The following is a 7,783-nucleotide window of genomic DNA, read 5'->3' as shown; positions in this document are numbered from 1 at the left end:
GCTGTTTCAGCCTATTGTGCTACGCTGCCTAATTGGATAAAGTCGAGCTTAGAGGCTGTTTGAAAAGTGTCTGGCGGTTAAAACCGCGACTACATCAACAAAGTCCGCCTGCGCGGACTACCTCAGCACGAGGGTTTTGGAACCTGCGTAGGCAGGTTTTGTGCGTGTAGCCGCGACTTCAGTCGCCAGAGCTACACGCATCTGGACTTTTAAAACATCCTCTTAGCTCAAAAACAGCCTGACCTAGTTCAGCATCTACTAGAGCTATCTTTTTGCTGGTTGGACTGAGCGCTGCATCCACTCGTTCAGGTTCGTTGATCACTCAACCAGACGCTGAGCAGGCTCATGCTATGCGCGCACTCCTCACACAAACACCCGATGCTGCAACGATGGCATCTGACGGCGCACTTGTTCTAACCGGGAGGGTTCGATCGCGGCGATCGCCACACCAGGTTCATCGCCTGCATCGGCTAACACAGTGCCCCACGGGTCGACAATCATGGCGTGCCCATGCGTATGGCGCATCGCATAGTGCCGTCCGGTTTGAGCCGGAGCCAGCACATAGCAGGTATTTTCGATCGCGCGTGCTTGCAGTAAGACCTGCCAGTGATCTTTACCCGTAAAAGCGGTGAACGCAGCGGGTACAAACAGCACCTCTGCACCCATCTGAGCGAGATGGCGATACAGCTCTGGGAACCGCACATCGTAACAAACGGACAAGCCTAAATTGCCCAGTTCTTTAGACGGGTAGACGGGTGGTAGCCGCACTCCTGCCAGCACCGTACCCGATTCCTGATAGGTATTGCCATCCGGCACATTGACATCGAAGAGATGCACTTTTTCGTACCGTGCCAACTCTGCTCCACTGGGGTCAATCAGCAGCGCTGTATTGTACACTTTGCCGTTGCCAACAGGCACTGGAAAGCCACCGCCCAGCAAGGTCACCTGGAAGCGCTGTGCCATTGTTTTGAGGAATTTTTCGCTGGCAGACGCGATCGCCTCTGCCTGAGCCAGTTTTTCTTGCTCGTCCCCTAAAAATGAAAAATTTTCTGGTAAGGCGACCAATTCAGCACCCTGACGCACTGCCAGATCAATTAATTCTTCTGCCTGAATCAAATTTTTTTCGAGATTTGGCAGGCTGGTCATTTGCACAGCCGCCGCCAGATAAGACTTCATAAGCTCAACTCAAATCGCCGCTAAAAGCATCGGTTCTAAGACTTATTGGAGTGTAACCGCGTTTGGTCGTGAGTTAACCCCAACTCGTCGAAACCTCTAACTACTATTTAAAGCCAAGTGTGACCCGCAATGATCTAACGTTAGTTCGACAAAGTTAGAAGACTGTATAGCGATTCCCATTAGAGTGCGGTATGTGGGCTGGGGTTTGAAGGCAGAAGGCAGGAGGCAGGAGGCAGAAGGAAAGCCGCCGTGCGCTTTAACTTCTGCCCTCTGCCTTCTGCCTCTTTGCGACTGTACTTCACTGGATTAGGAACCGCTATGGAAGACAGAGCAGATAGTCTTTTGCATTCCAAGTTCAGGCTCCAGCTTTTCTTCTGTCAATTGCTGTTCGTCGAACTCACCTGCTTTTAGAGCCTTGGGCGTTAGAGCGCAAGGTACGAAAGGGAACTATAGACGTGCACGCTGATCGAACACAACGCGATCGCGGTCACTGACCGACTTCCCCCACTCTCACCGTTGCCCCTATGACAGACAGACTTTACCTTTACGGCATCTTTCCCGCGCCCGGTCCTCAAGCCCTACAGCTTGAAGGCTTAGATAAGCAACCTGTACACACGCAAGTCGTTGATGGTTTTACCTTTCTGTACTCCGAAGCGCAGCAGGAGCGCTACCTGGCAAGTCGGCGTAACCTGTTAGGGCACGAAAAGGTGCTGGAGCAAGCAATGGAAGTTGGCTACCGGACGCTGTTGCCGCTTCAGTTTGGTCTAGTGATTGACAATTGGGCAACGGTTACAGAACAACTAACGGCTCCCTATGGTCGAGGTTTGGAGAAACTGTTCATCAAACTCAATGGACAGCGCGAGGTCGGGGTGAAAGTCTTCTGGGAAGCCGATCGCGAACTGCAACTGCTCCTCCAAGAGAACCAGAGTCTGAAGGAAAAGCGAGACAGCCTGGAAGGAAGAACATTGGGCATGGATGAGGTGGTGGCGATCGGTCAGGCGATCGAACGTGCGATGGAAGCCCGTAAGCAAGCCATCATTCAAACGTTTCAGGAAACGCTCAATCCTTTGGCAGGCGATCAGGTTGAGAACGACATGCTGCTTGAATCCATGATTTACAACGCTGCTTACCTCATTCCGTGGCAGGCAGAACCCGACTTCAGTGCCCATGTGGAAGATCTGGATCACCAGTTCGACAGTCGGCTCAAGATTCGTTACAACAACTTCACTGCACCGTTTAACTTTGCCCAACTCGATCGGCTGGAATAGCGTTTAGCGGTCAGCCGTCAGCCGTCAGCATTAACTCATCCTTTATCCCTCCCTTTCGCCCCCATGCTCTTTAAACTTCTCTTCGCCCCCGTTACTGGCATCGGTTGGATTGCTGAACAGATTCAACAACGCGCCGACACCGAGCTTGACGCAACCGAAAACCTCAGCAAACGCCTTTTAGCACTGCAACTTGCCTTCGACATGGGCGACATTCCTGAAGACGAGTTTGAAGTTCAGGAAGAAGAGCTGCTGCTGGCAATTCAGGCGCTGGAAGAGAGTAAACGTGCCGAAGCCGCCCTGGAAGCCGAAGCAGAAATGGACTAGGCGCTAAAGTGACGCGCGTCGGAAAAGGTGAATCGCACTTTTAGGCAAGATCGCGCTGTTCGCTTAGTTGAGCGTTTTTGCCCAGCCAGCGATCGAGGGCGACAAGTAGCAAGCCCAGTACCAGAAAGCCGATCGCCATAAAAACGCTATTTGCCAACACCTGTGGGTAGCCCAGCGTTGCTACATCAATAAATGGATAGGGGTAAAAGCCAAAGACTGCGCCCCAAAATAGTGCCCAGACTACAAAGCCGAGTGGAAATACCAGCCACCGAACCGCATTATGCCATTGCAAGTAGCCCTTGGGTGTGAAAAACAACCACTCAATGAGATACAGCGCAGGCATCACATAATGGAGCGCTATATCTGCTACCCACGACAGCCCAGTTGGGTTCCAGGTATGTCTAAGAATCAGAAAATAAACAATCCCTGTGATGAAAATATATACGCCCACGCCGCTCTTGACCTTGGGATGTGCAAAGAAACCGTCTGCATAACGTTGCGCACCCACTGTTGTAAACACCGTGGCAACCAGAATGTTGCTGAGGATCGTGAAGTAATCGAAAAACTTCATAACTCCAACGATTCCAGGTTGCCCTTTTTCAATGTTGATCACAATCAGTAGGTAGAGTTGCAGCGCTAACGCACTCCAACCCACGATCGCGCTGATGATTCTAAACGGTAGCCTGATGTTCATCGTTAATTCTTTCTCCTAAAACCGACGCAGAAATGAGATGTGTCAACTTAACGAGGCTGAATCGGCACAGGTGGAGTCGCTTGAGCGGATTCTGTCACGCCATTTACAGCACAAAGCCTTGGCACTGATTGTTTTAGACGGCAAGGGCTGCTTTGAGTTGGGCAAGGGCACCCGCTTCCGGGTCGCTCACTTTGACACCAGAGCCAAACAGACCACTACCTGCTGCCTTTGCAACTACATCAGCACAGGCATAAATAAAGGCTTTGTACTCGCTAATTTCTTCCGGTGTTGCTTTGCCGTGAAGGGTGTCAAGGGCAGTATTGATTGCCACGATCGCCCTGTCTACCAAAACACCCGCTTTGACATCATCAGGCTTCACGTCAGGCGTTTCTAGCTTGACCACGCCGCTGCGAAGCGCCGCTTCCGAAAATACAGCTTGAATCACTTTATTGTGTGGATATTTTTTTGCTGCTCCGACGATTTCCTTGGACAGTGCTGCCACTTCGATCGCGGTTGAAACAATGCCCAAATCTGACGCAGCAACAGCAAAACCAGTCAGTAAGGGTGCCTGAGCGATCGTTGCCTGCTCTTGAGGTGTATAGCTCGTAGTCATTCGTTTACAGCAGAAAAACGCTGCAATCAGAATAGGCGAGAAAGATAAGAAAGCGATAGGTGCCTCTCTTTCAGGGACACCTAAACCAGAGGGTCTCGGATGGATGCGTTGCGGAATAGAGGTATGACTGGTCAAAGCCGCCCTCACCCTCACCCTCACCCGTTGGGAGAGGGGACTAAATTCTGGCTCCCTTCTCCTTGGGGAGAAGGGCTGGGGATGAGGGAAATCATACTTGCATTCAGCAACGCCCGGATGGATGCGTGAGCCTCGCTTATCAGTTCCTTATTTTCTTCCATTAATCTCTAAAGCTGAGGCGAATCAGATTTTCCACGATTCTCATCAATTCTGACTGCGCTGGTTAGTGAAAGAATGACGGCGGCAACGCTAGTTTAGTGCCATTTAGGAGCGATCGATGGTGCGATCGCGCTACGGTCTGCTCGTTTGGCTAAGCAGGCATAGTTACTGCCGCAACCATTTGTTCACATCGTATTCGGACTGTAGATGCATCTCGCTGTAGATGCAGTTTTACTGTTTTTCACCGCTTACATCGACCAACTGCTTACATTTACCAAGAGAGGCATTAACGCAATGGGATTATTCTTTGATGTTTTGAGTTCAATTAACAACCCTAACCAGTCAGGGAGCGTCGAACAGCTCAGTACCCTGACCAATGCAGCGCAGCAGCTCGGTGCTGGCAATGGAGTGAATGCATCAATGCTCCAAACGGCGCTATCAACTGTAGGCGGTTCGCTTCTACCCGTGTTGAAGCAGCAGAGTTTAGCGCCCGGTGGCAATCAAGCGCTGGATGGACTGCTGAATCAGTTTACTGGCGCAGGTATTGGTGCTAATACAGCCGCGCTGCCAGCTTTTTTGACCCCTCAACTACAGCAGCAGATTGTACAGGCAATTTCTCACAAAACGGGGTTGAGTGCTGCCATTTTGCAACCGCTGCTGCCTGGACTGATCGCAACAGCGATGGGCTTTCTGGGCATGGGCGCAAGTAAGCCAGGTGTTTCTGGTGAAAACCCCATTTTGAATAGCTTTTTAGACGGCGATCGTGATGGTGATACCGACTTGGGCGATGTCTTCAAGTTTGCGAATCGTTTTATCAATGTGCCCAGCTAGTTTGTTTCTTCAGTTGTTCTTAGTCAAGGGGTACTTGTCATGAAAAGTCGCACAAAAGAAGCCTCGATCGCGTCGGTTGCACTATTGCTTGCCCTTGTAAGTAGCGCGCCGCTCGCAGCCTCACTCAACATTCGTCCAGTTTTGGCGCAAGCGTCACCAACTGGGCTGCCATTACCAACAGCCGTTCCCAGCGGCACCACCATCGGCATTGATGGTTCTAGCAGCATGGCAACCATCAACCAGGCGCTTAAGCAGCGGTTTGAGCAGCAGTTTCCCGGCACCGATGTCAAGCTAGGTTCAAGTGGCACTGCCGCCGCCCTGCAAGCAGTTCTGAGCGGAAAGCTTGACCTGGCAGCGATCGGTCGATCGTTGACAGCCGCCGAAAAAGCGCAGGGGTTGATCGCTACACCGTTGAGCCGTCGCAAGATTGCGATCGTCATTGGCTCTGCGAATCCCTTTAAAGGCAATTTGACGCTGGAGCAGTTTGCCAAAATTTTTCGGGGCGAAATCACGAATTGGTCACAAGTCGGTGGTGCTCCAGGAGCGATTCGCGTGGTCGATCGTCCCGATACCAGCGATACTCGCCAGTCCTTTCAAAATTACCCGGTCTTCAAGCAAGCGCCGTTTAAGGTTGCTCCAGGTGCCGTCAAACTAACAGAAGATAGCACTGATGCGGTCATCAAAGCGCTCGGAACAACTGGCATTGGGTATGCGATCGTTGATCAAGTCACGGATAAAGCAGGGGCAACGATCGTTCCCATGCACAACACCTTGCCCACTGATCCTCGCTATCCGTTCTCTCAGCCGCTGGGCTATGCTTACAAAGGTCCAGAGCCTAACCCTGGTGCACAGGCATTTCTAGGCTATGCCACCGCACCCGAAAGCCAGCAGACCGTAGAGACGGCTAAAACGGAGACGATCGCGCCAAGCACTGCACCTTCGGCGATCGCGCCCAGTCCAGAAGCCACAACGCCATCCCCTGTGGCAGCGCCTGCTCAGACCACGGGCTTTCCCTGGTGGCTGTTGCTGGCACTTCCGCTGCTAGGCGGACTTCTCTGGTGGCTGTTGAAAGGTCGTGGCGCACCAGCAGGCGTTGTTGCTGCTGCAAAGGCAGATCCTAGCCGCCTGATTCTGACACCGCGCACCTGCAAAGATGCGTATGCCTATTGGGAAGTGCCAGACGCTGCCAAAGCCGACTTACGCCGTCAGGGTGGAGAAAAGCTGGCGCTGCGTGTGTATGATGTCACCGATATTGATTTGAATCATCACCAAGCCCACAGCGTCCAACAGTTTGATTGTCATGCCGATCAGCAAGATCTACATGTACCCATTCCTGTAGACAACCGCGATTATCTCGCTGAGTTGGGTTACGTGACTGGTGACGATCGCTGGCTCTCGTTAGCCAAGTCAGATCATGTACGCGTACCTGCCTGCCCTCCCGTTGGCACAGAGGCTCCTGATCGCATGGGAACTGTCTTCAAAACAGGTGCAGCGGTCGCAGGCGTTGCTGGGGCGGCAGTAGCTGCCAAATCCTTTGCCAGCGATCGGGCGCAGGGCAGCTATCTTGACCCGGATGACCAGAATCGACTCATTCTGGTGCCCCGCAATGATGATGATGCCTACGCGTATTGGGAAGTGTCAGATGCAGCGAAAGAATCGCTCCGTCGTCAGGGTGGAGAGACGTTAACGCTGCGCCTCCATGACGTGACGGGTGGGATTGACCTCGATCAACAGTCCCCCCACAGCACAAAGCAAATCAATGTCGATGAACTGGCTCAAGATCGACACATCCCCTTAGCCACGTTACGGCACGAGTCACAGGGCAACACCTTCGGACAGCGTGACTACGTAGCTGAATTGGGCTATGCGACAGGCACCGATCGCTGGTTAACGCTTGCCCGCTCTGCACCTGTCCAGTTACCTGTATCGTCTTCTCCTTCAAACCTTGTGGGAGAATCGGTCAAAGCAGGCAGCGCAGCCGTTAGTGATGGACTAGGAACGGCACTCAAAATGGGAGGAGCAGCGGTTGCAGGGGCGGCGGCTACCGCTGCTGGAGCCTGGACAAGCGCTCGTGCAGCGTTAGATCATGGTGCAACGTCTCACCCAGTGTCTACCGAAAAGGGGAGCCGTATTATCCTGGTGCCTCGTAGCGCCAAGCAGGCATACGCTTACTGGGAAGTGAGTCAGGCAGATAAGGACGACAGAAAACGGCAGGGCGGGGAAACTCAGGTGCTACGTGTCTACGAAGTGACAGGAATGGATATGGACTCTGTGCCTGCCCACAGCGTGCAGTCGTTTGAGTGTCGCGAGTCAGATCAAGATCGTCACGTCCCCATTCCGGTAAGCGATCGCGATTATGTGGCTGAAATTGGCTACACCACCAAAGATGGACGCTGGCTCAGCATCATTCGCTCGTTTCATGTACGAGTGCCTGCGGTGTAGGTAGAAGCGGTCAGCTATTAGCGGTCAGCGGTCAGCGGTCAGCGGAAAACTGGGCGTTGCTGATTGCAGACATGATTGCCCTCATCCCCAGCCCTTCTCCCTAGGGAGAAGGGAGCTAAAACTCTTGTTCCCTCTCCTTTT

7 protein-coding genes are annotated in these 7,783 nt (G+C 52.6%); 4 read left to right on the top strand and 3 right to left on the bottom strand.

All coding sequences use genetic code 11. The annotated features are described in order from the left end of the window. Positions 1–363: 363 nt before the first annotated feature. Complete coding sequence (locus AC5JO6_RS13965; RefSeq protein WP_496081667.1) at positions 364–1,176, bottom strand: carbon-nitrogen hydrolase family protein; 813 nt, start codon at positions 1,174–1,176, stop codon at positions 364–366. A 524-nt stretch (positions 1,177–1,700) separates the two neighbouring features. Between AC5JO6_RS13965 and gvpF the strand changes: the two genes are divergently transcribed. Both gvpF and AC5JO6_RS13955 read left to right on the top strand, forming a co-directional pair. Then, positions 1,701–2,444, top strand: coding sequence for a gas vesicle protein GvpF (gene gvpF / locus AC5JO6_RS13960; protein WP_496081666.1), 744 nt, complete (start codon positions 1,701–1,703; stop codon positions 2,442–2,444). Positions 2,445–2,507: 63 nt separating this feature from the next. Then, positions 2,508–2,768 carry a gas vesicle protein GvpG gene (locus tag AC5JO6_RS13955; RefSeq protein WP_496081665.1) on the top strand — a complete coding sequence of 87 codons (261 nt, stop codon included), beginning with the start codon at positions 2,508–2,510 and terminating at the stop codon, positions 2,766–2,768. A 40-nt stretch (positions 2,769–2,808) separates the two neighbouring features. Here AC5JO6_RS13955 and AC5JO6_RS13950 read toward each other — a convergent pair whose 3' ends face one another. Together AC5JO6_RS13950 and AC5JO6_RS13945 are read right to left on the bottom strand one after the other, a co-directional pair. Next, positions 2,809–3,462, bottom strand: a complete 654-nt coding sequence (locus AC5JO6_RS13950; protein ID WP_496081664.1) for a Pr6Pr family membrane protein — start codon at positions 3,460–3,462, stop codon at positions 2,809–2,811. 133 nt (positions 3,463–3,595) lie between these two features. Continuing rightward, entirely contained in the window at positions 3,596–4,075 is a 480-nt protein-coding gene (locus tag AC5JO6_RS13945) for a hypothetical protein (RefSeq protein WP_496081663.1), read from the bottom strand. A gap of 501 nt (positions 4,076–4,576) precedes the next feature. Here AC5JO6_RS13945 and AC5JO6_RS13940 point away from each other — a divergent pair. Next, positions 4,577–5,200 (top strand): DUF937 domain-containing protein, encoded by a 624-nt coding sequence (locus AC5JO6_RS13940; protein WP_496081662.1) that lies wholly within the window; start codon positions 4,577–4,579, stop codon positions 5,198–5,200. 39 nt (positions 5,201–5,239) lie between these two features. Further along, positions 5,240–7,642, top strand: a complete 2,403-nt coding sequence (locus tag AC5JO6_RS13935) for a DUF4912 domain-containing protein (RefSeq protein ID WP_496081661.1) — start codon at positions 5,240–5,242, stop codon at positions 7,640–7,642. Positions 7,643–7,783 lie beyond the last annotated feature (141 nt).

The organism is Tildeniella sp. (assembly GCF_059505325.1).
This window is presented reverse-complemented; position numbering and strand designations above follow the sequence as displayed.

Coding starts and splice junctions, on each gene's coding strand:
- AC5JO6_RS13950 (WP_496081664.1), bottom strand. CDS start 3,462: ATGAACATCAGGCTACCGTTTAGAATCATCAGCGCGATCGTGGGTTGG.
- gvpF (WP_496081666.1), top strand. CDS start 1,701: ATGACAGACAGACTTTACCTTTACGGCATCTTTCCCGCGCCCGGTCCT.
- AC5JO6_RS13965 (WP_496081667.1), bottom strand. CDS start 1,176: ATGAAGTCTTATCTGGCGGCGGCTGTGCAAATGACCAGCCTGCCAAAT.
- AC5JO6_RS13945 (WP_496081663.1), bottom strand. CDS start 4,075: ATGACTACGAGCTATACACCTCAAGAGCAGGCAACGATCGCTCAGGCA.
- AC5JO6_RS13940 (WP_496081662.1), top strand. CDS start 4,577: ATGCATCTCGCTGTAGATGCAGTTTTACTGTTTTTCACCGCTTACATC.
- AC5JO6_RS13935 (WP_496081661.1), top strand. CDS start 5,240: ATGAAAAGTCGCACAAAAGAAGCCTCGATCGCGTCGGTTGCACTATTG.
- AC5JO6_RS13955 (WP_496081665.1), top strand. CDS start 2,508: ATGCTCTTTAAACTTCTCTTCGCCCCCGTTACTGGCATCGGTTGGATT.